Consider the following 20,763-nt stretch of genomic DNA (forward strand, 5'->3'; position numbering starts at 1 on the left):
AGGTGGCACATCAAAAACCTTGCCTCAGATCAAGGAAAGAGAAAGGGATTTCGTGTAACAGGGGTGTCACAGATTTATGAATGGAGAACCGCCCGCATGACGACGACTGTAAAAGCTGTGCCTGCCGCTGTGAAAAATGAACCTGTGGCGGGGCAGGAGGGTATGACCGCCGAGACCATGCCAGCGGCGGCGAATGAGACGGCGCATGAGACGACGGCGGAGCCGACCACACGCGGCGGGCCGAAAACATTTCCAACCGTGACGCCGGACAAAATCCGGGCGGCCTTTGAGACCGGGACATACCCCTACCGCAAAAAGATGACGCGGGTGGAATACGAGACCACGAAAGTCGCACTTCAGGCCGAGCTTTTGAAGGCGCAGATTTGGGCGCAAGAGAATGGCGAAAAATTCGTGTTGTTGTTTGAAGGCCGCGATGCTGCGGGCAAGGGCGGCACGATCAAACGGTTCATGGAGCACATGAACCCGCGCCACGCCCGTGTGGTGGCGCTCAACAAACCGACCGACGAAGAGCGCGGTCAATGGTTTTTCCAACGCTATGTTGAACATCTGCCGACCTCGGGCGAATTCGTGCTCTATGACCGCTCTTGGTACAACCGGGCGGGCGTGGAACGGGTGATGGGATTTTGCACGCCGAATGATTACCTCGAATTCATGCGCCAGACGCCGGAATTTGAACGGATGCTGACGCGCTCAGGCATCCGGCTTTATAAATACTGGTTTTCGGTGACCCAAGCCGAACAACAACGCCGCTTTGCCGCGCGCGAAAACGACCCGCTGAAGCAATGGAAACTCTCGCCGATCGACAAAGCATCCTTGGACAAATGGGATGATTACACCGAGGCGAAAGAGGCGATGTTTTTCTACACCGACACGGCAGATGCGCCATGGACGATTGTGAAATCCAACGACAAAAAACGCGCGCGGGTGGAATGTATGAAACATTTTCTGTCCACCATCGACTACCCGGACAAGGATATGGAATTGATCGGCCAACCGGACCCGTTGATTGTCGGCAATGCGGGGCATGTTGTGCACCGCGCGGATCATATTTTAGGGACGGCGTTGCATCCGGACGCACGGCGCGGGCGCAACGGCAAAGTCTAAGGCTCAGCTAAGAGTATTTGAACTGCGATGAAGGCAAAGGCCCTGTCCGAAAGGAGAGAGCCTTTGTGTGTCAGCCGTTGGCGGCGGCAAATTTAGCCATCAGATAGGGGCCGGAACTGACGGTTTCCGCATTTGCGCCGGACAAAGGGGTGATCTCGGCGTGCCAATTGGGTTGGTGAAAAAACGCCAAGGACATGCGCCGTTTGGTGGCCCAATCGGGCGGGGTGACAACACGGTGCAGGGTCGAGGTCCAGCGCCCAGCCGTCCAAAGCGTCATGAGATCGCCGATGTTGATCACAAACGCGCCCTCAATGGGCGGCACACCGCGCCAATCGCCTTCAGGTGTGAGGATTTCAAGACCGCGCGAGCCGGGTTCGGGCAACAGGATGGTGAGCGAACCGTAATCGGTATGCGCCCCGGCGCGCAGTTGGTTTTCTTTCGGCGCGCTGTCTTGGGCTGGGTAATTGAGCGCGCGCAACGCCGAGATTGGCGTGTCGATAAAGGGCGCGAAATGGTCCTGCGGCAGATTGAGGGCGAGAGCAAAGACCTCCATGATCCGGGCGGCGAGCGCCTCCATTTCAGCATAATAGGCGCGCCACGCCGCGCGGAAATCGGGCATGTCTGGCCAAGGTGTGGGGGCATAGCAAAAGGCCAAAGCGTCTGGATCGGTCTCGCCGGGAGGGATGCTCAAAGGTCCGCCATTGAAGCTTTCCTTCAGGTCGGGCGGCGTGTCTTCGCCGCGTGATTTGGCCAAGGCTTCGGTGCCTGGCCCAAGGTAGCCATAGGGCGCGCCGGGTGCAGGGGCGACCGCGTGTTTGGTCTCGGGCGCGAGATCGAAAAAGCCGCGCGCCTTGTCCCAGATCGCGTCGATCACCGGCTGCGGTACGCCATGACCGGTGACGGCGAGAAACCCGGTTTCGATACAGATGCGATCCACCTCGGCGGCGATCTTGGCCTTGTTGGCAGCATCGGCTGCGGCAAAAGCGGCGAGGTCGAGCAGAGGGAAATCGGTTTGGGTCGTGTTGGTTTGGGGCGTGTCGGTTTGCATGGTGGTCTCTTCGCGGGGGACGTCGGTTGGCACACCGTTTCGCGACCACGTGCCTCTGTCAACCGGAGCGAAGCCGCGGCGGCGTGCACAGGGGGTGCGCAAGAACAGGCTCGCCAGAGCGCGGGGCCAAAGATAAGTTGGCGAGGATTGCAACAGAAACGACAGGACGCGCATGGCTGAGATGATTTTACGCCCCGCCACACGCGCGGACACAGAGGCGGTAACGGGTTTGGTGGCACAGGCCTTTTCGATCTACACGCCAAAGATCGGCAAACCCCCGGCACCTGTGTTTTATGACTACGGATCGCTGATTGAGACGGGGTTGGTGAGCGTCGCCTGTGACGGCGCAGCGCTGATGGGCATAGTCTATCTTTACGACCAAGACGACGGCACGGCGATGTTGGATGTTTTGGCGGTGGCCGAGGCAGCGCAGGGACGTGGCGTTGCGCGGCAATTGATTGCGCGGGCCGAAGATCAGGCGCGTGAGATGGGCGCGCGGGCGTTGATGGTCTATACCAATGCGGTGATGGACGGTCCGCTTGTCATCTATCCCAAACTGGGATTTGCCGAGACCCATCGCGGGGAAAGCGACGGGTATCAGCGGGTGCATTTTCGCAAAGAGCTATAAGCGCGGCTCGCTTAGGCTTTGTCGTCGCCAAAGCCATTCATGCGCTTGGCCCATTGAAAGGCCACGATCGCGCCTTTGAAGCGGGGCAAGAGGTACAGAGACAGGGCGACGGTGCCCGTGGCGAAAATGGCGATCAACACCAAAGGATCGGGGCGGAATTCGATAAAGGCAAAGCCCAAAAGCGGCGCCATCAGGTGACCGACGATCAAGATGGTCAGATAGGCGGGACCATCATCGGCCCGGTGATGATACAATTCTTCGCCACAGACCGGACATTCGTCGCGGACTTTCAAATAGCCCTTCATCATTGGCCCGCCGCCACAGGAGGGGCAACGCCGTTTCCAGCCTCGCAAAAGGGCCGGGCGCATTTCGCGTTCGCCTGCGCGCGCCGAGACGGCGTCAGAAAGAATGTTTGAGGTGGCGGCGCTGAGGGCCTGAGTGGTGTCGGTCATGTGCGGTTCGCCTCTTTGCTGATATGGGCGTGAGTTTAAGCGACAAAGTCTTACGCAGATCCGCGCGTTTTGTCCTTGCGTCCCGATGTCGCGTTTGGGCAGGAGCGCGTGTCTTTCATATTTTTGAGCCGCAGTGCGACGGAAGTGCGAGGGTGGCCCGTTTCATAAGTATCAAAGCGCGCCGCATGTTGGTCTCGAACGGGGTTTGAGCGGCACGTCAGAGTAACCCTGTGAAAAGGAAATGAACATGAAACGCAATACATTTGTCTCCGCCCTCGCTTTTGTTGCCGTGCTGGGTGGGTCCGTCGCGGCCTTTGCCGCTGGTGGTCCGAACACTCCCGATCAAATGGGCGGGATGCGCGGCGGTATGAAAACGGAACGCGGACAGGGCTTTATGCCGTTTGGGCCGGAGTTTGATTTTGCCACGGTAGATACCGATGGCGACGGCAAACTGTCCATGGCCGAGATGGATGCGTTCAAAGCGGCACGGTTTGCCGAGGTGGATGCGGATGGCAACGGCACAGTGGATGCCGCCGAATTGATGGCGCATCACGAGGCACAGCGCATGGCCCGTATGCAAGCCCGTGTTGAGACCATGATCAAAAACCGCGACACCAATGGTGATGGCGTGTTGAGCGCCGAAGAAATGAGCAACGCCCCCCGCGTGAGTCTGTTTGATCGGTTGGACCAAGACGACGATGGTATGATCAGCCAAGAAGAACTGGCGCTGATGCAACAGCGGATGCAGGGGCATATGAAAGACGACGGACGTCCCGGTATGAAAACGCCGGGTCAAGGCCGGAACTAAGCCGTGAGGGTGGGGGAGAGAGATGTCTCTCCTCCACGGTCCCACGGTGGACGCCTCCAACGGTTTGAGATAGCTATAGCCGGTGATGGATATGCCCTTTGACGCCCTAAACGATGTCTCTGATGAGGCGTTGCTGATTGCCTTTGGCAATGGCGATGCGGCTTCGTCGCGCGCGTTGACGATGCGTCTGACCCCAAAGGTTTTGGGCTATGCCGCGCGCCTGTTGCGTGATCGGGCCGAGGCCGAAGATGTGGCCCAGGAGGCGATGCTCCGACTGTGGAAAATCGCGCCCGACTGGCGTCAGGGCGAGGCCAAGGTCACCACATGGCTCTACCGGGTGGTGACCAATCTGTGCACGGACCGGCTGCGCAAAAAGCGTGGCAGTGCCTTGGATGAGATTGCCGAGCCTGAAGATGATCGCCCCTCACAAGAGGCGGTGATGATCCAGAGGGAGCGGATTGATGCGTTAAACGCCGCGCTGGCAACTTTGCCGGATCGACAACGCGAAGCGGTGGTGCTGCGCCACATTGAAGGCTTGGGCAATCCTGAGATTGCCGAAGTGTTGGACATTAGCGTCGAGGCGGTCGAAAGTTTGACCGCCCGAGGCAAACGCGCCCTGACGCAGGCTTTGGCCGCGCAGCGCGACAGACTGGGGTTCGAAGATGACGCATCGTGATGATAAAATGACAGGTGGTCTTTCAGATCAATCGCTTGAGGCGCTGTTTGCCGAGGCACGTGACGAGGCGGTGAGACCTTCCGCCGCGCTTTTGGCCGCCGTCATGGCAGATGCCGACACCCAAATGGCCACACGTGCCCGTCAGGACGCGGCACGTCGCGAGGCCCTGCGCCCGAAACAGCGGCATCCAATGCTGGCGGCCATGGTTGCGGCGCTGGGCGGATGGCGGGCGGTGGCTGGCTTGGCCACGGCGGCGGTCACAGGTCTGGCCATTGGGCTGGGCGCGCCCTCAACGGTGACCAATTTGGCGACAGGTGACTATAGCGAGAGCGCCACGGTTGAGATGACAGCGGCAAGCGATGCGCTTGATGCTTTGGTCCCAAGTTTCTACGATCTCGCTTCGGAAGGATAAGCCATGACGGATGACAGCCAAATGACGCCCGAACCTGTGGCCACCGAGGACACGCCGAAAAAGCCGTTCCGCTGGAGCCGTGTGGTTTTGGTGATGTCGCTGGCGCTGAACCTTGCGGTGATCGGCACGGTGGCAGGCGCTTTGTTGCGCTGGGATGCGGGCATGGACCGGGCGCGGGCGATGCAAGTGCGCGATTTTGGCTTTGGCCCCTTCATTGGTGCATTGGACCCCACGGATCGTCGGGATGTCGGGCGCAGCTTTGTGCGCTCTGTCGGCAATCCGCGCGAGGCGCGGGCCGAGGTGAAAACCATGTTTGCCCAGATGGTTGCAACGTTGAAGGCGGAACCGTTTGATCGGCAGACCTTTGAAACGCTTTTGCTGCAACAGCAACAGAATTTTTCCAGCCGCCAAGAGATCGGCGCGCAGATTGTTGTGGATCAAATCGCTCGGATGAGCGCCCCGGACCGTGCCGCTTATGCGATGCGACTTGAGGACATGCTCAAAAAGCCGCCGCGGCCACCGCATGCGGGCGATGGATCACGCGAAGATAAAAAGCAGAACTAAGATGTGACCCCAGATCGGGAGAGATCCATATAAAAGGCGCCTTCGGGCGCCTTTTATATGTGTGAACGGCGGGCAGGTTTGCTGATTTAGGCCGCGTAGGAGCCCAGAGTGACTTGATTGCGTCCCTCGGCTTTGGCCCCATAAAGCGCCTGGTCCGCGATGGCGATCAGATCGGAGACGTTCGGGGCGTGCGCGTTCATTTCGCCGCCCATGCCACCGCCCATGCCACCGCCCATGGCGAGGCCGATTGAGGCAGAAACGGTGACCGGAGCACCGTCGGAGGACATCGCGACCGGGCGGGCACAGATCGCCGCGCGCAACCGTTCGGCGGCGGCGCGCGCCTCCATCAAAGTGGTCATCGGCATACAGACCAAAAATTCTTCGCCGCCAAAGCGCGCCACCAAATCCATGCCGCGCAAATTGTCGCGCATCCGATGTGCCACCTCGATCAAAACCTCGTCTCCGACCGCATGGCCATAGGTGTCATTGACCAATTTGAACCGATCAATGTCGACCAACATCAGAGCAAAATGTTGCCCGCCCTCATGGGCCTCTTTGGCAATTTTCTCAAGATGGGGCAGGGCATAGCGGCGATTGTACAGCCCGGTGAGGCTGTCGATCGACGCCAGACGCAAGCCTTCGTCGAGGGTTTGTTTGAGTTGATCGGATTCCTTTTTTCGGCGCATTTGGGTGCGCAGGCGCAGCGCCATTTCTTCGGGATCAGCGCCGCGGGTGATCAGGTCATTGGCCCCCAGATCCAGCGCCATCAAAGCCTCGCTCCGGTCCTGTTGCCCATGCACAACCACGATGCCGGATGTGCGGGTGGCATCGCGGGCGCGCAAATCAGAGATCAGTCTAAGCCCCTCCGCCCCACCGCCAAATTGCGCAGAAATCACATAGAGATCAGAGACATTCCCATTGTAGATCGCTTCTAAAACGTGATCCCCTCGTTCGATCACAATCTCGTCTGACGTCATGCCGCGCAGACCGGCGCGCCAGGTCATCGCCTCTTCGGTTGTGGCCCCGATGAGGGTGATTTTGCCGGGGGTTTCAAAATGGCTCGCGGGTTCGGAAAAGCCCAGAGTGTGAGCGGTTTCGTTGCGCCGACGCAATTCCTCTGAGGTGGCCGAGGCGCGCATCAAGGCGCGCACACGGGCGGTCAGCGTCAACTCATCAAGCGGCTTGGTGAGGAATTCGTCCGCACCGGCCTTGAGCGCGGCAATCCGCGCGGTCGTGTCATGAGCCGGGGTGATGATGGCGACGGGGATATGGGCGGTGAGCGGGTCTTTTTTGAGGGCTGCACAGGCATCATATCCGGTCATATCGCCGAGGTTGCCATCCAGAATGATCAGATTTGGCCGCAACTCACGCGCGAGTCCAAGGGCATCGGACCCGGTGGAGGCCTGAGACACATCATAAAAGGCGGACGCAAGTTTCACCTTTAGGATGATGCGATTTGTCGGCACGTTGTCCGCGATCAAAATCCTGCCCGCCATTAGGACCTCTCATAGCGCCGCGTTGTTTTTCGGCTTTGTTTTTATTGTGTTGAATGCTGTTGCATTTGTTAGGGAATTTGGTTGAGAAAGGTTAAGAAATCGTTTCCAACGCCCGGAGTTATCCACAGATGAAGCAGGAATCCGCCGAAGTGATTGCCCTTAAAGTTTTGGCATGGCTGGTCGGAGATGAGGAGATTTTACCTATTTTTCTTGGCTCTAGCGGCATGAGTCCCGATGAATTGCGTTTGCGGGCCACAGAGGCGGAGGTGCTCTCGGCCGTTCTCGATTTCGTGACCATGAACGATGAATGGGTTAACGCTTGCGCCACAGCGACCGGACTTGATCCGCATGATCCGATGCGCGCGCGTCAGGCGCTTCCGGGCGGTGCAGATATCCATTGGACCTGAAAGACCATCATGTCCCCCCTTCCAAAAACGACGCAAAACACGTCTGCCGCGATCACTGCGATTCTGTTTGATAAAGATGGCACGTTGATGGATTTTCAGGCCAGCTGGGGACCATGGGCGCAGGGCGTGATCCTTGAGATCTGCGGCGGACCAGGGGAAAAGGCCGAGGCGGTGGCGCAGGCGATGGGATTTGATCTGGCACAGGCACGGTTTCACCCCGACAGCGCGATCATCGCAGGCACGCCAGAGGATGTTTTGAATCTGTTGCAGCCGCATTTTCCACATCTTGCCCCAGACCAACTTTTGGCCTGTCTTGATGCCGATCCCGCGCGGTTTTCCCCCAAGCCCGTCGCGGGGCTTGGCGACATGTGCATGGCTTTGACACAGGCGGGCTATGCCTTGGCAGTTGTGACCAATGATTTCGAGGCCTCCGCCCATGATCACCTGCGGCAAATGGATGTTTCAACATATTTCTCTGCGGTGATCGGCTATGACAGTGGCTATGGTGGCAAACCTGCGCCGGGACCCTGTTTGGGTGCTGCGCAGCGGCTTGGCGTGGCCCCTTCGGCCTGTGTGATGGTGGGCGACAGTCTACACGATCTGGCGGCAGGACGCGCGGCGGGGATGTGTACCGTTGCCGTTTTAACCGGGGTCGCGGTGGCGGCTGAGCTTACTCCCCATGCAGATGTGGTTTTGAACAGTGTGGCCGACCTTCCTGACTGGCTTCGCCACAGGCAGATCTAAGGTTTTAGGCGGTTTACATTGAATGTGCTGCCAAAAAAGTCTCGGGCCATTGGTAATTTCTTAAGAGTGCGCGCGTAAGTCTTTCGCATGTGTAAGTGAGAGGCGTGCCGGTCATGCACGGGATGATAAATCGAGCGATCCAATGTTTTCTGCGTGATACCTACGGGACGCAGACATGGTTGGATATTGCCGAAAATGCGGATCTTGGCTTTGAAAATTTCGAAGCCATGCTGAGCTATCCGGACCAGATCACGTTGGACGTGCTGGGCCGGGCGGCGCGGCATTTGCACAAACCTGTCGAAACCTTTCTTGAGGATCTCGGAACCTATCTTGTGTCGCATCCAAATGTGGAAGCGATCCGACGATTGTTGCGATTTGGCGGTGAAAATTTTACGGAATTTCTGTATTCTCTCAATGACTTGGAAGGGCGCGCCAAATTGGCTTTGCCCGACCTTGAGGTGCCAATGCTCTCGGTTGAGTGCTGTGGCGACGGAACATTCCGGCTGAGTTGTTCCAGTGCGATGCCGGGGTTTGGCTATGCGATGGTTGGCGTGATGCGGGCGATGGCGGATGACTATGGGGCCTTGGTCTTTTTGGAACATTCCGGCTGGATGGATTCCGGCGAAGAAGTGATCACCATCAATCTATTGGAAGTCGCCTATGCCGAGGGCCGGGCGTTCGATCTATCTGGGCGGATGGGAGATGGCGTATGAAACACGCGACATTTGATCCCACGTCCATTTGCGCTTTGATGCCTATGGGTCTGATTTATGACGACGATGGGATCATTCAGTTTGTTGGCCCGACGCTTGGCAAATTGCGCAAAGCTGAAACTTTGATAGGAAAATCCATTGGTGAGGTGTTTTCCGTCCGTGACAATGGGCGTGGGACAGGGGATGGGCCGCTTCCGCTGTCAACGAAACTCTATCTGAACTTCCATTCTGGTATTTCGACTCCTCTGAAAGGGATGGCCATTTCTATCGCCGGGGCCAATCTCAACATTTTAAACCTGTCTTTTGGCATTTCGATCCTTGATGCGGTGGCGGATTATCGACTGACCTCGGGAGATTTTGCACATACCGACCTTGCCATCGAAATGCTCTATCTGGTTGAGGCGAAATCGGCGGTTTTGGAAGAAACCAAACAGCTGAACGCACGGCTACAAGGCGCAAAAGTCGCTGCCGAAGAACAGGCCTATACCGACACGCTCACCGGGCTGAAAAATCGCCGTGCGATGGACTATGTTCTGGACCGGATGTTGCGCGGCGGGGTTCATTTTGCCCTGATGCATCTTGATCTGGATTATTTCAAATCGGTGAATGACACGTTGGGCCATGCCGCCGGTGATACGGTGTTGCAACGGGTGGCAAAAATCCTATTGGAGGAAACCCGCGGTGACGACATGGTGGCGCGGGTGGGAGGCGATGAATTCGTTTTGGTTTTCAATAAATTCATTGATCATGATCGGCTGATGCGCACGGCGTCCCGGATCATTGCCCGGCTTGAAGAACCAATTCCCTATCAGGATACGTTCTGTCGCATTTCAGGCTCTATCGGGATCACGACCACGGAATTTTACGACAGCCCGAGCGCTGAAAAGATGATTCACGATGCGGATTTGGCGCTCTACGGATCGAAACACGAAGGCCGCGCCCAAGCGACGATATATAATCCAGACATTCATGATGCCGGGATGCCAGAGACGCAAATTGCGCCACTCCAGCGTTGACCCGTCATTTGCGACATTTCAGTGCGGCCAACGCTGGGGATGAGGACTGTCTCAGGCGGATTGAAAACAGGAGCCGCGACGCCTTTATGACAGGCGACGGCGCACCGTGGCACCGCGTCCGGGCAGCGACAGGGTTGCATCCCCTCGCGGCGAGCGGGCGATGACTTTGCCTTTGGCGATCACCGCCAACCGCGCGGGCCGCAACCGCAGCGCCTCACTCGGGGAGGCGGCGTCCAGAACCACCAAAGAGGCCAGCGCACCTTTGCGTAGGCCATACTCCGAAAGCCCCATAATCGCGGCATTGTCCTCGGTGACCATGGTGAAACAGCGCGCGATGTCATCGGGATGGGTCATCTGCGCCACATGCAGCCCCATAAACGCGACATCCAACATATCGGCGGTGCCCAGTGAATACCATGGGTCCATGACGCAATCCTGCCCCCAACCAACGCGAATGCCCATGGCCAGCATTTCCTTGACCCGGGTCAAACCGCGCCGTTTCGGGAAGGTGTCATGGCGACCTTGCAGTACGATGTTGATCAACGGGTTTGGGATGGCGGAAATCTCCGCCTCCGCAATCAAAGGCAAAAGCTTCGACACATAATAATTGTCCATCGAATGCATCGAAGTCAGGTGACTGCCCGCCACCCGGCCTTGCAGCCCAAGCCGCGTGGTCTCATAGGCCAGCGTTTCAATATGGTGGCTCATCGGATCGTCGGTCTCATCGCAATGGATGTCGACGGGCAAGCCGCGTTTGGCGGCGATCTCGCACAGATCGGTCACAGAGGCCGCACCATCGGCCATCGTGCGTTCAAAATGGGGGATGCCCCCGACCACATCGACGCCCATATCCAGAGCCCGGATCACATTGTCGCGCCCGGTTTTGGACCGATAAAGCCCGTCTTGCGGAAAGGCCACGAGTTGCAAGTCAATGTAGTCTTTGACCTTTTCGCGTACCTCCAACATCGCCGTAACGGTGTTGAGGTGATCAGGTGTGGTGTCGACATGCGAACGGATCGCCAAAAGCCCCATCGAGGCGGCCCAGTCGCAATAGCTCAGTGCACGGGTGACCATGTCCTCCACCGACGTCATATCGCGCAGCTCGCCCCAAAGGCCGATCCCCTCCAACAGAGTGCCTGAGGCATTCACCCGTGGCGTGCCAAAGGACAGGGTGGCATCCAGATGAAAATGCGGATCGACAAAGGGTGGCGAGACCAAATCCCCCGTGGCGTCGATGACTTTGCGGGCCTCAAATTCGATATTGGGCGCAATCTCGACAATTCGGTCGCCGCGTATCGCCACATCCGCCACCCGCCCGTCCGGCAATGTGCCGCCCTTCACAATCAGATCAAACATTGTCTTTCTCCCATGTTGAACGGCGCGATCAGGGCGGTGCGACCCTTGTATCGGCGTGACACACCGACAGGCGTAAGGATAGAGCGAAAACACGCAGAGCACAGCAGGTCTTGCGTCTGTATGACGGTGCCGGAATATCTTAGCAAAAATACATAGATGTGTTTAAACTGGCACAATTCGGGCGTGATCCAATCCCCACTTAAGAGCGTCATCGCAGCTTGGGGCGCAAAGGCACAACATAGACCTTTGGGCAATTTGTAATGCGCTAACTGTTTGCTAATCTCGGTTCAGACCCAAACTGAAAGCGGTTTCCCATGATCGAAAAGACTCCCATCCGCGTCGAAGGTGCTTTTCAAACAGCGTTGATTGTTGATGACCACCCGCTGTTTTGTGACGCTTTGTCGATGACCTTGCGGGCAGGGGTCGGAATTGCAACCGTGGCCACCGCTGGCGCATTGGAAGAAGCTTTGGAACGGCTGTCCGCCGGCGATGCGCCGGATGTGATTTTGCTCGACCTGAACTTGCCGGATGTCAACGGATTGGACGGTTTGGTGCGGTTGACCAAAATGTGCCCGCAAACACCGATCGTAATCGTGTCGTCTATGGCCGAACCACGGGTGGTGCGGTCTGCCATTCGGGTGGGGGCGGCAGGGTTTGTGCCCAAACATTCCACCCGTGACACGTTCCGCAAAGCCTTTGAACATATCGCGGGCGGCGAAATTTACGCCCCCGAAGGGGCCTTCTCAGAGGGCGACGCCAATATGCCGCTGAGTGCACGCGAAGATGCGTTGATCCGGTTGTCGCATCTGACCCGGCAACAGGCGCGCATTTTGCAATTGATTTGCGAAGGCCAAATGAACAAACAAATCGCCTATGAGCTGACCATCGCGGAAACCACGGTCAAAGCCCATGTGACCGCGATCATGCGCAAACTTGGAGTGCAAAGCCGGACCCAGGCGGTGTTGATCGCGCAGGAAGCGAATTTCAACAGTCTCTTGTCTGGAAGCTGACTTTCCGCCACCCTTGGGGAGGGATGGAGGTTCCAATGCACACATATGGCAAAACGCCACAGATGACCGACCTGTCGGCCGCCCCGCTGGTGCGCCGCGCAGAGGTGGAGGCCGACGATCCAGAGGCCGTGCGCAAAATCATCAACGGGCTTGGACCGGGGCCGTTTTCGATCGTCTTGATGTTTTTCTCGCCTGAAACCGACCGGGTGGCTCTGGCGCGCAACCTTAAGGCCGAGATTCCTTGGGGCCGGGTGATGGGCTGTTCGACGGCGGGGGAATTGACCTCGATGGGCTATGACGAGGGCAAAATCGTGGCTCTGGCCTTTCCGGTGGAACATTTTGGGGTGGAGACGCTTTTGGTGTCGGACCTCAAAACCTGTACGCCGCATGACCTGATGGGCGGGTTGATCCGCGCCCGACAATTGTTGTCGCGCCGCTACCCGCATTTCACCCATGAATTTGCCATGCTTTTGGTGGATGGCCTCTCTGAGCGCGAGGATCAATTGACCGCAGCCCTGGCCTCGGGGCTTGGCTCGGTGCCTCTGTTTGGTGGCTCGGCGGGGGATGGCGCGCGGTTTGAAGAAACCTTTATCATCAATGGCCGAGACATCATTGAAAACGCAGCGATTTTGACGTTTTTCCGCACCGATTGCCCGGTCAAAGTGTTTTCCTACGACCATTTGCGCGCGACCGAGAAACGCATGGTGGTGACGGCGGCGGAACCGAATGCGCGGATCGTCAAGGAGATCAACGCCGAACCCGCAGGGGCGGAATATGCCCGATTGATCGGCAGCGATCCGGCACGGTTGAATGACAATGTCTTTGCCGCAAATCCGGTGGTTGTGCGTGTCGGCGGCAAGCAACATGTGCGGGCGATCAAATCGGTCGCGGCCAATGGCGACATGTCGTTTTTTGCCGCGATTGACGAAGGCTTGGTTTTGACGCTAGCCGAACCGATGGACATGGCGGCCCATCTCAAAAACGCCTTGGAGGGGTTGTCGCAAGGGGCCGCGCCGGAGATGATTTTGGCTTGTGATTGTATTTTCCGCCGGATCGAAGCCCGCAATAGCCAGAAAAGCGCCGAAATTTCCGCACTTTTGGTCAAACACAACGTGCGCGGGTTTTCGACCTATGGCGAACAAATCGGGTCGATCCACGTCAATCAAACCTTCACGGGCGTGGCGATTTACCCGCCCGGTAGCACCCCAACGGCACGCAAACCCGACGCGGATGACAGCGGAGAGACACCATGACACAGCTCTCTGAGAGCCTGTTGAACCCAGAGGACAGTTCCGAGCGCACCCGCGAGAAGCTGTTGAAAATCGTCGATGTGTTGATGCGCCAAGTTGAACAGCGCTCAAATGAACACGGTGCCGCCTACGCGCAGTTTCAACGCGCCGCGATGTTGGAGGATCAGGTCCGTCAACGCACGGCGGATTTGGAATATGCGCTGGATTTGCTCAACGTCTCCAATGCGCGATTGGCCGAGGCCAACCGCAAAATGGAAGTGGCACAACGCAACCTCGCCAATGCCATCGAAACCGTGCGCGAAGGCTTTGCGCTGTTTGATCAAGACGATGTGTTGGTGCTCTACAATTCGCGCTTTGCGATGTTCTTGCCTGATATTGTGCCGCGTTTGAAACAGGGCATTAGCTTTTCGGATTACGCCGAAATGGTCAGCACTTCGGAATACCTCGACCTGACGGGCACCGACAATGCCTATTCTTGGGCCTCGCGCCGGGTCGAGCGGCACCGGGATCGGCATGTGGTGTTTAACGTCCATGTGGTCGGGGATCGCTGGATCCAGATTTCCGAACATCGCACCCCTGACGATGGCACGGTGATCCTTCAGACCGATGTGACCGATCTGGTGTTGACTGAACGCGAAACACGCGGGCGGATGCTGGACGATCAGGCGCAAATGATCCGCGCCACCTTGGAACATGTGTCCCTTGGGGTGTGTATCTTTGACAAAAATTGCCAGTTGGCCGGGTTCAACCAGAGGCTTGGCTATTTGTTGGGCCTGCCGATGACGCAGCTGCAACTCGGCGCGGGCTTTGAGGCCATGTATCAACGTGTCAGTGACGAATTGGCCGTGGGCGGGCAATTGACGCCTGATGAGCTTTTGGCCTGGGTTTACGGCACGGCACCGCGTGTGCCGATCACTTTTGAAATGCATCATTTGGATCGGCGGATTCTTGTGGTGTCGGCGGAAGACCTGCCAGATGGTGGGTTTGTGATGTCGGTGACAGATGTGACCTCGGAACGGCGTGCCATGGCCGAACTGACCCGCACCAATGAGACGCTTGAGGCGCGGGTGATGTCGCGCACGCTTGATCTTGAGGACGCGTTGGCGCGTGCCGAACGCGCCAACGCGGCACGTTCGCGCTTTGTCGCGGCGGCCAGTCACGATCTGTTGCAACCCCTCTCCGCCGCCAAGCTCTTTGTCGCCTCCGCCGAAGATGGTGTGACCGATGACGACACGCGCGAGGTTCTGGGCAAGGCACAAAACGCGCTTGAGAGCGTCGAAAATATCCTGTCGGCGCTGCTGGACATTTCCAAACTGGAGGCCGGGCGCTCGGCTTTGGACATCATGCCCGTGCCGCTGGCACCGATGTTGGCGCAGTTGCGCGATGAATTCATGTTGGCGGCGCAGGCCAAGGGCATTGATTTACGGGTGGTGCAGACCAATCAGATCGTTGAAAGCGACCCAACCTATCTGCGCCGGATCGTGCAAAACCTGATGTCGAATGCGATCCGGTACACGGAAACCGGGCGGGTCTTGGTCGGGGTAAGGCGCAGGGGCGCGGGCCGGGCGCGGCTTCAGGTCTGGGACACCGGTCCGGGCATCCCCGAGATCGAACACCAAGCGGTGTTTCAGGAGTTTCATCGTCTCGGCGTGTCCGCCTCGGCCTCGGTCGGGATGGGGCTTGGGCTGGCGATTGTGGACCGTGCCTGTGCCCAGCTTGGCCATCCGATCCATCTGGACAGTGTCGTGGGCAAAGGCACGGTGTTTGGCATCGACCTGCCGCCCGCACGGCAATGGGTGGCGAAAAAAGTCGGGACTTACCTGCCGGAGCAGGCCAGTCATGAACATCCGAGTGGGTTGATGGTGCTTTTGGTCGAAAATGACGCCGATGTGCGCCGCGCCGTCACGCTTTTGCTGGAGAAATGGGGCGTGGCTGTCGTCGGTGTCGAAACCGGAGAAGAGGGGCTGTCGCTGATGGAGGAATTGGATGTGACGCCAGACTTGATGTTGGTGGATTATCAACTGGGGGAGGGGATGGACGGGATCGCCTTTATCGAGACGTTTTGGGCGAAATACGGTCGGATGCCCACGCGTCTTGTGACCGCCAATCGGTCGCGCGAGGTGCGCCAAGCCTGTCAGGCGGCGCAGATCAAAATCCTCTATAAACCGATTGCCCCGAAGGATCTTGAAGCCTTTGTGCTGACACCGCCCAGGGCGCCTTAGGGCGTCTTAGGGCGTCTTCGGGGGGGGGCTTAGGCCGACCGCCACCGCGCCGCCGCCCGTTCCCAGCGTTGGATCACCACGACCTCGATGAGCAACATCACGGCCACAAAGCTGAGCGCATAGGCCAAGACATAAGCAGTCTGAAAGTTTTGAAAATGCAGGTGAATTTTAAAACCTATCCCGCTTGAACGGCCCAAAAATTCGACCACAAGAACGATTTTCCAGATCATCGCAAGCCCGTTGCGCCCGGCGATGGCGAAATAGGGCGCGAGTTGCGGCAGCAAAACATGGCGCAGACGTGCTCCGAGTGGCATGGTGTATAGTCGCGCCATTTCATCCAATTTCGGATCGCGCGCGCGTGTCCCATCCCGCAAAGTCACCGTCACTTGTGCCAATTTGTTCAATGTGACGGCGGTGATGGCGGCGGTTTCGTTGAGGCCGATCCAGAGATAGCACAACACGATGATCACCAGCGCCGGAAGGTTCAAAAACACCGTGATCCATGGCGCAAACGCGCGTTCTAATCGCGGCAATACCCCAAGTGCGATGCCCAATAGCGTTCCCAATGCCATGGCCAAGCCAAAGGACAAGGCAACGCGGATCATCGTGGCCTGCATCTGTGGCCAGAGCGTGCCGGAGGTGATCAAATCGACCAAAACGCGCAGCACCGCCATCGGGGACGGCAAAATATCCGGGTCCGCCTTATGCCACGCGGCCACAGACCAAAGCCCGATGAGCGCGGCCAGTGACAGCACTGTGCTCGCCCCTTTTGACGCGGCCTGTCCGATGATGATCCGTTCCTGTCGCATTCAATCCTCCCGATCCTGATCCTAACCCCGCACGGGTCCTAGAGCGCTCTGGACCTTGGTCGTATTCAACGCCAGCGCGCGCGCCGTTAGCGTCATCATATGATGACACGGTACGCCCTTATTCTGGCCCTGCTTTGCGCCATTGTCGTTGCCCCGAGGCCTGTTTCGGCGGCGGCCCCCGATCCTTTGCCCCGCGCAGACGTCGAGGCGATGATCATCCCGCCCTATGCCTTGGGCGAGAGCCTCGCCGACAATGGCGTCTATCAATTGTTGAATTCGGGCGGCGCGGAGATCGGTTATGTGTTCGAAACCGGCCCGCTCGCGCCCTTGCCGGGGTTTTCCGGTGCGCCGATCGACATGCTGGTGTTGATGGACACAAGCGGTGTGTTTTTGGATGTGCGGTTGGTGTCGCAACGCGAGCCAGTGTTCGTGTCTGGTCTTGGAGAAGCCCCGTTTCGAGAGTTTATTGAACAATATAAAGGTCTTGCGATCACCCAAAGTCTTGTTGTCGGTGTGCCTTACGGGGCCAGCGGTGGCGGCGGATCGGACCTTGTGTATTTGGACGGCGTGACCAAAGCGACGGCCAGTGTGCGCATCGCCCATGAAAGCCTATTGGCGGCGGCGCTTTCAGTGGCGCGTGACAAAATGCAAGGTCTGGCCCAGACGCCGCCAGCGCGTCCCAAACCCGACGATGGCGAGATGTTGAGCTGGCAAGACTTGGTGGATCAAGGCATTGCCAAGCCGTTGCGGGTCAGCAATGCCGAGGTGGACGCCGCCTTTGCCGGGACGATTTGGGCCGATGATGACCCGGAGGCAAAGGCCGATCCGGAAGGGATGTATCTCGATTTGTGGTTGGTGGATTTGGGCCCGCCTGCGGTTGCACGCGCCGTGTTGTCCGACGACTCACTGAGTGACTTACAGCATTTTCTAGCGGTCTCCCCCGAGGCGGAACCTTTGCTGATGTTGGAGGCGGGGCGGCATGGGTTGGTCTCCGAGGATTTCGTGCGCAACACCGCACCAGATCGGCTTTCGGCGGAACAGGGGGGCTTGCCCGTGGCGCTGCGCGATGCGGATTTGCTGGTCGAATTGGCTCCTGATGTGCCACAGGCCGGGGCCGCGATGATCCTACGGGCTGACCGGCGTTTGGGCTTTGATCCGATCTCAGACTGGGAGTTGCGGGTGCAAGCCGTGCGCGCCCATGGCAGTTTTCAGCCGCGTTTGGGCGACACTCATTTCGCCCTGACCTACGCCGCGCCTGATCGGTTCTTCGAGGTCTCAAAACCGCATAAGCCGCTGCCCGCCTGGGCCGAAGCAGCGCTCAATCGACGGGCAGATTTGATCGTTTTGGCCGTGGTTCTGACCGGGCTGTTGCTCCTTGTCGGGCCCGGCATGACGCGGCTTGCGGCTCGGCCAAATTTCACCGCCATCCGCCTGACAATATTGGCCTTTGTCATCGTCTTCATCGGCTGGTGGGGGCAGGGGCAGTTGTCAATTGTCACCGTCTTGGCCAGCCTGCGCGCCGCTGTTGGACAAGGTTCCTTTTTGGTGCTGCTTTATGACCCGTTCTCTCTGATGATCTGGGCGGTGGCGATCCTTGGGTTCGTGCTTTGGGGGCGGGGGCTGTTTTGCGGCTGGCTTTGTCCGTTTGGTGCGATGCAGGAGGTGCTCCACCATGTCGGAAAGCGCCTGAATATCCGTCAGATCAAAGTCTCGGATGACTGGGACAACCGTTTGAAAAAAGTCAAATATCTGGCGCTCTTTGGCGTCATCGCGGTGACATTCGCCGCCCCCAATTATGCCGAAAAAGCCGCCGAAATTGAGCCGTTTAAAACCGCCGTCACCGTCTATTTTATCCGCGATTGGTATTACGTTGCTTATGCCGTGTTTTGGTTGGGGCTTAGCCTTGTCTTTTTCAAAGGGTTTTGCCGGTATGTTTGCCCCTTGGGCGCAGTCATGGTGATTGGAGGCCTGTTGCGCGGGCGCGATTGGATTGCACGGCGTGAAGCGTGCGGCAGTCCGTGCCAATTGTGCCGGGTCAAATGCCGCTATGGTGCGATCAAAAAGACCGGTGAAATCCAATATGATGAATGCTTTCAATGTCTTGATTGTGTCAAAATTCATGATGATCCGAACCAATGCGTGCCGCTGATCTTGGCCGCCAAGCGACAGGAGCGTGCCACATGCCCGCCAAATCTCACCTGACCCGCCGCCGGTTTTTAACGCTCTGCGCCTCGGCCCCTGCGATGGGGCTGGCCAGTGCCGCACGCGCCTCAACCCAAATCTGGCGGGGGCAGGCTTTCGGTGCGGAGGTCTCGCTGGAACTGTCGAGTGATGTGCGTCAGCTGCAACAGGATTTGGACGCGGTGGTGCAGGAACTGCGCCAGATCGAGTCGCGGTTTTCGATCTATTTACCCAGTTCAGAACTGTCGCAATTGAACGCGCGCGGACGCATCGCGGTGAGCGAGGAGATGCACGAGGTCTTGCGGCTGGTGCGTCGGGTACATTTGGTCAGTGAGGGCCTGTTTGATCCGACGATTCAACCACTTTGGCAGGCTCTTGTCGAGGGTCGCGACACAGCGGAGGCACGCGCTTTGATCGGCTTTGAGCGGGTCGAGATCGGCAGTAGCCATGTGCGTCTGGCACCCGGTCAAAAGCTCAGTCTGAACGGCATTGCACAAGGCTATGCCACCGACCGGATCACAGCGCTGTTGCGGCGGCGTGGTTATGATCACGCGCTGGTCAATATGGGAGAGTTTCGTGCCATGGGGGGGCCCTATCATTTGGGCATGTCTGACCCCGAGGCGGGACAACTTGGCCGCCTGAGCCTGACGGATGGCGCGGTGGCAAGCTCCAGCCCCGGTGCGATGCGTGTGGGCGATGAGACCCATATTCTGCACCCGAAAGGCGGTGTGCCGCTGTGGTCAACGGTTACGGTGCAGGCCAGCTCGGCTGCGCTTGCGGATGCTGTGTCGACCGCGTTTTGCCTGATGCCGCGCAATCAGATCGCACGGGTTTGCGACCGGCTTGATCTCGGGCCTGTGGTGATGGTTGACTTTGAAGGGAACCTTGAAACGCTGTGAGCGTGGTCAAGGTTCCGATCTATGATCTTAACGCTCGGGGGGCAGGAAACTCAGCCCATGAGCGGCGAAAATCGCCGGGATACGCCCATCATCGAGCGCTTTTTCAATCGCATAATCCACGGCATAGCCAAGATCGCGGTGCTGTTGGTTGACGGCAGCGCCGATGGTCCATGTCGAGCGCACCAGCCCCGGAAGCGGCGGGGTGTGGACCGCAAATCCAGAGGTCTCATCCACAGCAAGCCCGGCCTCAATCACCGCCAAAGGTGCCATGACGGCCATGGTGTCTCCGGCCACCATGGCGGAAACGGCGAGGTCTGAGCTGGGATAGCGGTGGATCGTATCGGAGACCACGCCGCGCCCGATGGAGGCGAGGTAGAGATCCGAAATGCTGTCGTTTTCCACGGCGACCGTGTCATAGCGGAAATAGGCCGGTGTCGGGATGTCATCCGGGTCGGGATAGTCGGTCAGGCTATAGCCGATGGCGAGGGTTTCCGCCGCATATTGCCCCGTAAAAACAGCCTGTTCGACGCGGCAGGCGAATTCACTGTCATAAGGCACATGCAACATCACATCGGAGACACGCCCGCCCACGGCAGCCCCTTTCCAAACGTAATTGCGCAGATCGCCCTCAAGGGTTTCATCGGCCTGAACCAGACGAAACCGCGGCGCGACGCCGAGGTCTTCGGCGATGAGCGTGCCGATTTCTACGTCGATACCTGCGGGTTTTCCGTCCTTGAGAAAGGACCAGGGCGCGAAGTTTTCGTAGAGCGCAAATTCGATCCAACCCTCATCAATGATCGTGTCGAAATCACGGCCAATGTCTTGGGCAAAGGTGTTTTGCGGCCGCAGTTGCGGCACGACATCCTCACATCGGGCAAAAGCCGGCCCCGCAGAAGCGAGACCGGCCAAAAAGGTGAGAGCCAAGAGGGAATGTTTCATGGAAACAA

The 20,763-nt window shown here is 58.3% G+C and carries 21 protein-coding genes; 15 read left to right on the forward strand and 6 right to left on the reverse strand.

Translation table 11 applies throughout. The annotated features are described in order from the left end of the window. Positions 1–96: 96 nt before the first annotated feature. A complete protein-coding gene (gene ppk2, locus DA792_RS04420; protein ID WP_107722553.1) occupies positions 97–1,125 on the forward strand; it encodes a polyphosphate kinase 2 in 1,029 nt (342 codons plus the stop codon). 70 nt (positions 1,126–1,195) lie between these two features. Here ppk2 and DA792_RS04425 read toward each other — a convergent pair whose 3' ends face one another. Continuing rightward, positions 1,196–2,173, reverse strand: a complete 978-nt coding sequence (locus DA792_RS04425) for an isopenicillin N synthase family dioxygenase (RefSeq protein ID WP_107722554.1) — start codon at positions 2,171–2,173, stop codon at positions 1,196–1,198. A gap of 172 nt (positions 2,174–2,345) precedes the next feature. Between DA792_RS04425 and DA792_RS04430 the strand changes: the two genes are divergently transcribed. Beyond that, entirely contained in the window at positions 2,346–2,801 is a 456-nt protein-coding gene (locus DA792_RS04430; RefSeq protein ID WP_107718445.1) for a GNAT family N-acetyltransferase, read from the forward strand. 11 nt (positions 2,802–2,812) lie between these two features. Here the strand turns inward: DA792_RS04430 and DA792_RS04435 are convergent, their stop codons facing one another. Beyond that, positions 2,813–3,253: a DUF983 domain-containing protein gene (locus DA792_RS04435; RefSeq protein WP_417267327.1), complete on the reverse strand. Its 441-nt coding sequence runs from the start codon at positions 3,251–3,253 to the stop codon at positions 2,813–2,815. Between the two features lie 247 nt (positions 3,254–3,500). On the opposite strand from DA792_RS04435, the gene DA792_RS04440 reads away from it, so the two are divergent. The 4 genes from DA792_RS04440 (at position 3,501) to DA792_RS04455 (ending at position 5,713) form a co-directional block, all read left to right on the forward strand. Beyond that, positions 3,501–4,061 (forward strand): EF-hand domain-containing protein, encoded by a 561-nt coding sequence (locus tag DA792_RS04440; RefSeq protein WP_159075163.1) that lies wholly within the window; start codon positions 3,501–3,503, stop codon positions 4,059–4,061. An 85-nt stretch (positions 4,062–4,146) separates the two neighbouring features. Then, positions 4,147–4,737, forward strand: a complete 591-nt coding sequence (locus tag DA792_RS04445; protein WP_107718449.1) for an RNA polymerase sigma factor — start codon at positions 4,147–4,149, stop codon at positions 4,735–4,737. Next, positions 4,724–5,149 carry a hypothetical protein gene (locus tag DA792_RS04450; RefSeq protein ID WP_107718451.1) on the forward strand — a complete coding sequence of 142 codons (426 nt, stop codon included), beginning with the start codon at positions 4,724–4,726 and terminating at the stop codon, positions 5,147–5,149. The genes DA792_RS04445 and DA792_RS04450 overlap by 14 nt, the downstream gene beginning before the upstream one ends. 3 nt (positions 5,150–5,152) lie before the next feature. Then, entirely contained in the window at positions 5,153–5,713 is a 561-nt protein-coding gene (locus DA792_RS04455; RefSeq protein ID WP_107718453.1) for a periplasmic heavy metal sensor, read from the forward strand. 86 nt (positions 5,714–5,799) lie between these two features. Here DA792_RS04455 and DA792_RS04460 read toward each other — a convergent pair whose 3' ends face one another. Then, positions 5,800–7,209 carry a diguanylate cyclase gene (locus DA792_RS04460; RefSeq protein ID WP_107718455.1) on the reverse strand — a complete coding sequence of 470 codons (1,410 nt, stop codon included), beginning with the start codon at positions 7,207–7,209 and terminating at the stop codon, positions 5,800–5,802. Positions 7,210–7,337: 128 nt separating this feature from the next. Between DA792_RS04460 and DA792_RS04465 the strand changes: the two genes are divergently transcribed. From DA792_RS04465 to DA792_RS04480, 4 genes are all read left to right on the forward strand, one after another. Then, positions 7,338–7,616 (forward strand): DUF3572 domain-containing protein, encoded by a 279-nt coding sequence (locus tag DA792_RS04465; RefSeq protein ID WP_107718457.1) that lies wholly within the window; start codon positions 7,338–7,340, stop codon positions 7,614–7,616. Between the two features lie 9 nt (positions 7,617–7,625). Beyond that, a complete protein-coding gene (locus tag DA792_RS04470) occupies positions 7,626–8,360 on the forward strand; it encodes an HAD family hydrolase (RefSeq protein ID WP_107718459.1) in 735 nt (244 codons plus the stop codon). A gap of 113 nt (positions 8,361–8,473) precedes the next feature. Then, positions 8,474–9,073 carry a heme NO-binding domain-containing protein gene (locus tag DA792_RS04475; RefSeq protein WP_107718461.1) on the forward strand — a complete coding sequence of 200 codons (600 nt, stop codon included), beginning with the start codon at positions 8,474–8,476 and terminating at the stop codon, positions 9,071–9,073. Then, positions 9,070–10,089, forward strand: coding sequence for a GGDEF domain-containing protein (locus DA792_RS04480; protein WP_107718463.1), 1,020 nt, complete (start codon positions 9,070–9,072; stop codon positions 10,087–10,089). The genes DA792_RS04475 and DA792_RS04480 overlap by 4 nt, the downstream gene beginning before the upstream one ends. Before the next feature lie 84 nt (positions 10,090–10,173). Here DA792_RS04480 and DA792_RS04485 read toward each other — a convergent pair whose 3' ends face one another. Then, positions 10,174–11,445: an amidohydrolase family protein gene (locus DA792_RS04485; RefSeq protein ID WP_107718465.1), complete on the reverse strand. Its 1,272-nt coding sequence runs from the start codon at positions 11,443–11,445 to the stop codon at positions 10,174–10,176. Between the two features lie 314 nt (positions 11,446–11,759). Between DA792_RS04485 and DA792_RS04490 the strand changes: the two genes are divergently transcribed. Genes DA792_RS04490 through DA792_RS04500 form a run of 3 tightly spaced genes read left to right on the forward strand, consistent with a single transcriptional unit; the run spans position 11,760 to position 15,927 of the window. Next, entirely contained in the window at positions 11,760–12,455 is a 696-nt protein-coding gene (locus DA792_RS04490) for a response regulator transcription factor (protein ID WP_107718467.1), read from the forward strand. Positions 12,456–12,490: 35 nt separating this feature from the next. Continuing rightward, on the forward strand, positions 12,491–13,708 hold the full coding sequence (locus DA792_RS04495; RefSeq protein WP_107718469.1) for an FIST N-terminal domain-containing protein: 1,218 nt from the start codon (positions 12,491–12,493) through the stop codon (positions 13,706–13,708). Further along, positions 13,705–15,927 carry a hybrid sensor histidine kinase/response regulator gene (locus tag DA792_RS04500; RefSeq protein ID WP_107718471.1) on the forward strand — a complete coding sequence of 741 codons (2,223 nt, stop codon included), beginning with the start codon at positions 13,705–13,707 and terminating at the stop codon, positions 15,925–15,927. Before DA792_RS04495 ends, DA792_RS04500 begins: the two co-directional genes overlap by 4 nt. Before the next feature lie 29 nt (positions 15,928–15,956). Here the strand turns inward: DA792_RS04500 and DA792_RS04505 are convergent, their stop codons facing one another. Beyond that, positions 15,957–16,736 (reverse strand): ABC transporter permease, encoded by a 780-nt coding sequence (locus DA792_RS04505; RefSeq protein ID WP_107718473.1) that lies wholly within the window; start codon positions 16,734–16,736, stop codon positions 15,957–15,959. Positions 16,737–16,835: 99 nt separating this feature from the next. Between DA792_RS04505 and DA792_RS04510 the strand changes: the two genes are divergently transcribed. Then, positions 16,836–18,938, forward strand: a complete 2,103-nt coding sequence (locus tag DA792_RS04510) for a 4Fe-4S binding protein (protein WP_107718475.1) — start codon at positions 16,836–16,838, stop codon at positions 18,936–18,938. Continuing rightward, positions 18,917–19,816, forward strand: a complete 900-nt coding sequence (locus DA792_RS04515; protein ID WP_159075164.1) for an FAD:protein FMN transferase — start codon at positions 18,917–18,919, stop codon at positions 19,814–19,816. Before DA792_RS04510 ends, DA792_RS04515 begins: the two co-directional genes overlap by 22 nt. 27 nt (positions 19,817–19,843) lie before the next feature. Here DA792_RS04515 and DA792_RS04520 read toward each other — a convergent pair whose 3' ends face one another. After that, positions 19,844–20,755 (reverse strand): substrate-binding periplasmic protein, encoded by a 912-nt coding sequence (locus tag DA792_RS04520; protein ID WP_107718476.1) that lies wholly within the window; start codon positions 20,753–20,755, stop codon positions 19,844–19,846. Between the last annotated feature and the right edge of the window lie 8 nt (positions 20,756–20,763).

The organism is Celeribacter baekdonensis, from assembly GCF_003047105.1.
GTDB classification, from domain to species: Bacteria; Pseudomonadota; Alphaproteobacteria; order Rhodobacterales; family Rhodobacteraceae; genus Celeribacter; species Celeribacter baekdonensis_B.

Coding starts and splice junctions, on each gene's coding strand:
- ppk2 (WP_107722553.1), top strand. CDS start 97: ATGACGACGACTGTAAAAGCTGTGCCTGCCGCTGTGAAAAATGAACCT.
- DA792_RS04425 (WP_107722554.1), bottom strand. CDS start 2,173: ATGCAAACCGACACGCCCCAAACCAACACGACCCAAACCGATTTCCCT.
- DA792_RS04430 (WP_107718445.1), top strand. CDS start 2,346: ATGGCTGAGATGATTTTACGCCCCGCCACACGCGCGGACACAGAGGCG.
- DA792_RS04435 (WP_417267327.1), bottom strand. CDS start 3,253: ATGACCGACACCACTCAGGCCCTCAGCGCCGCCACCTCAAACATTCTT.
- DA792_RS04440 (WP_159075163.1), top strand. CDS start 3,501: ATGAAACGCAATACATTTGTCTCCGCCCTCGCTTTTGTTGCCGTGCTG.
- DA792_RS04445 (WP_107718449.1), top strand. CDS start 4,147: ATGGATATGCCCTTTGACGCCCTAAACGATGTCTCTGATGAGGCGTTG.
- DA792_RS04450 (WP_107718451.1), top strand. CDS start 4,724: ATGACGCATCGTGATGATAAAATGACAGGTGGTCTTTCAGATCAATCG.
- DA792_RS04455 (WP_107718453.1), top strand. CDS start 5,153: ATGACGGATGACAGCCAAATGACGCCCGAACCTGTGGCCACCGAGGAC.
- DA792_RS04460 (WP_107718455.1), bottom strand. CDS start 7,209: ATGGCGGGCAGGATTTTGATCGCGGACAACGTGCCGACAAATCGCATC.
- DA792_RS04465 (WP_107718457.1), top strand. CDS start 7,338: ATGAAGCAGGAATCCGCCGAAGTGATTGCCCTTAAAGTTTTGGCATGG.
- DA792_RS04470 (WP_107718459.1), top strand. CDS start 7,626: ATGTCCCCCCTTCCAAAAACGACGCAAAACACGTCTGCCGCGATCACT.
- DA792_RS04475 (WP_107718461.1), top strand. CDS start 8,474: ATGCACGGGATGATAAATCGAGCGATCCAATGTTTTCTGCGTGATACC.
- DA792_RS04480 (WP_107718463.1), top strand. CDS start 9,070: ATGAAACACGCGACATTTGATCCCACGTCCATTTGCGCTTTGATGCCT.
- DA792_RS04485 (WP_107718465.1), bottom strand. CDS start 11,445: ATGTTTGATCTGATTGTGAAGGGCGGCACATTGCCGGACGGGCGGGTG.
- DA792_RS04490 (WP_107718467.1), top strand. CDS start 11,760: ATGATCGAAAAGACTCCCATCCGCGTCGAAGGTGCTTTTCAAACAGCG.
- DA792_RS04495 (WP_107718469.1), top strand. CDS start 12,491: ATGCACACATATGGCAAAACGCCACAGATGACCGACCTGTCGGCCGCC.
- DA792_RS04500 (WP_107718471.1), top strand. CDS start 13,705: ATGACACAGCTCTCTGAGAGCCTGTTGAACCCAGAGGACAGTTCCGAG.
- DA792_RS04505 (WP_107718473.1), bottom strand. CDS start 16,736: ATGCGACAGGAACGGATCATCATCGGACAGGCCGCGTCAAAAGGGGCG.
- DA792_RS04510 (WP_107718475.1), top strand. CDS start 16,836: ATGATGACACGGTACGCCCTTATTCTGGCCCTGCTTTGCGCCATTGTC.
- DA792_RS04515 (WP_159075164.1), top strand. CDS start 18,917: ATGCCCGCCAAATCTCACCTGACCCGCCGCCGGTTTTTAACGCTCTGC.
- DA792_RS04520 (WP_107718476.1), bottom strand. CDS start 20,755: ATGAAACATTCCCTCTTGGCTCTCACCTTTTTGGCCGGTCTCGCTTCT.